This is a genomic window from Aquicoccus porphyridii, assembly GCF_008369105.1.
Classification (GTDB): Bacteria; Pseudomonadota; Alphaproteobacteria; order Rhodobacterales; family Rhodobacteraceae; genus Aquicoccus; species Aquicoccus porphyridii.
Genome location: NZ_VINQ01000048.1, coordinates 1 through 2,088 on the forward strand (window position 1 = coordinate 1; position 2,088 = coordinate 2,088).

Here is a 2,088-nt window from a genome sequence, read left to right on the forward strand (position 1 = left end):
GTGTTCGCGCCCGGAGCCGAGATGTCGATGGCGTCGTCGCCGCCGCGGCCCTGGACGACGCTGTCGACGTTGTTGGCCGCGATGGTGTCATCGCTGGCCGTGCCGATGAAGCTGGTATAGCTTCCGCCGCCGCTCGTTTCGACGTCGATCTGCGCCACGGTGCCGGCATCGGCGACATTCATCGCGAAGCTGACCAGCGCGTCCTGGCTGGGTTCGAACGTGCCGGGCAGGAAGCCGATCGAGCCGAAGGTGACCTGGCCAGTGTCGGCACTGCTCGCGTTGGTGATCCCGGTCAGCCCCGCGGTGTAGACGGGCGCCGGATCGGCAAGATAGGCAAGCACGCTCGTGTCGAAGCTCACCTCCTCGCCGAGGCTGACGCCACGGTCGCCGGGCAGCTCGAAGCGCGGGTCCATGAAGATCTGCATGCTCAGTTCCGTGCCGTCGGCCCCGCCCGCAATCAGGTAGTTGGGCGCCTCGGCATAGCCGGTCACCGTTTCGCTCGCCTCGTCGGCGTCGCGGCCCGCGGCATTGGCGGCGTTGGCGGTGACGGTATAGTCCATGCCCGCCTCGAGCGCGTCGATCACCGCCGCGGGCACGGCCAGCGCCCAGGCGTTGGCGGTCACCGTGGCGGTGTCGTTGAGCAGCTCGGTGCCGTCCGCGTCGGTGATGCGCACGGTCACGGCCTGGCCGTCCTCGATGCCGACGGTCGTGCCCGAGATCTCGGAATCGCTCGGGTCGAGATCCTCGAGGATCAGCGCGCCCTCGTCATCGCCGAGATCGTCGAGCGCCACGATCGGCTTGTAATCGACGCTGACATCGGCGCTGGCGCTGGCGGTCAGGCCCGCATCCTCGACCTCGGTGCTGATGGTATAGCCGGTTTCGTCGGCAAGGCCGCTGATATCGGCGAAAGTATGCGTCCAGCTGCCATCGGCGGCGACGGCCGGCGTGGCCGAAAGCACCACCGCGCCTGCGCCGTCGCGGATCTCGAGCGTGACCTCCTGCCCCGCGGAGACATTGCCGGTCGAGCCCGAGACGGTCAGTTCCCCGGCCTCCTGCACCTCGATGCCGATGGTGCTGCCATCGGCGGGATCGGCGATGCTGATCGAGGGTTCGGAGAAGTCGGCCGCCACGTCCTGCGAGGCGCTGGCGCCGTTGCCCGCGGCATCCGAAACCTCGGCGCTGGCGGTCACTTCGCTCACCTCGTCGCCGATCGCGGCCATGTCGGCCTGCGGAACGGTCACCGACCAGGTGCCGTCGCCCTGCACGTCGCCGGTATAGTCAGTGCCGTTGAACGTTACGGTCACGGTCTGCCCGGCCTCGACGCCGGTGCTGGTGCCGGTGATCTCGAAATCGTCGAGCCGCGATGCCGCGTTCAGGTCCCCGATCGCGTCGATCGCGATCCCGGCGCTGAAATCGGTGTCGACGCTGGCGCTGGCCTGGGCGGCCGGGTTGCCGGCGGCATCCGCGACATCGGCGGTGACGGCGACGGTGTCGCCATCGCCCAGCCCGGCGAGATCGGCGGCAGGCACCTCGACGCTCCAGGCGCCGCCCGCGGCCGTTGCCGTGTATTCGACGCCGTTCACGGTCACGGTGACCTCCTGGCCGTCCTCGGCATCGGTGGTCCCGGAAACGGTCAGCGCCGCGTCCTGTTCGGCGGCGTTGATCACGTCGTCACCGGCGATCGGGCCGTCGATGGCGACGACCGGCGGGATGGTGTCGATGATCACCGTCTCGGTGCCCGAGTCGACCTCTTCGCCGTCGCTGTCAAAGCTGGTCCAGGACACCTCGACCTCACCCTGCGGCAGGGCATCGGCCTCGGCGCCGGAGAATGCCGGAAGCGTCCAGTTGCCGTCGGCATCGACCGCGACCGGCGCCTGCTCGTCATCGCCGATGGTGAACACGATGGTGCTGGCGCCTTCGGCGACGATATCGGTGGTGCTGCTGGAAATGCCGCCCGACAGGAAATCGGCACGGTTGAACGTCTCCGGCGCGGGTGCCCCCGAGCCGCCACCGCTATCCGCCGCCATCACGCCAGCCCCCGCCAGACCAACACCCGCCGCCAGCGCACCAGCGTTGATCCCGCCGCCC

General features: G+C 69.4%; 1 protein-coding gene. It reads right to left on the bottom strand.

Annotation, left to right across the window (positions count from 1 at the left end):
- A partial coding sequence (locus FLO80_RS21620; protein WP_149187112.1) for an Ig-like domain-containing protein occupies positions 1-2,088 on the bottom strand: 2,088 nt, incomplete at both ends.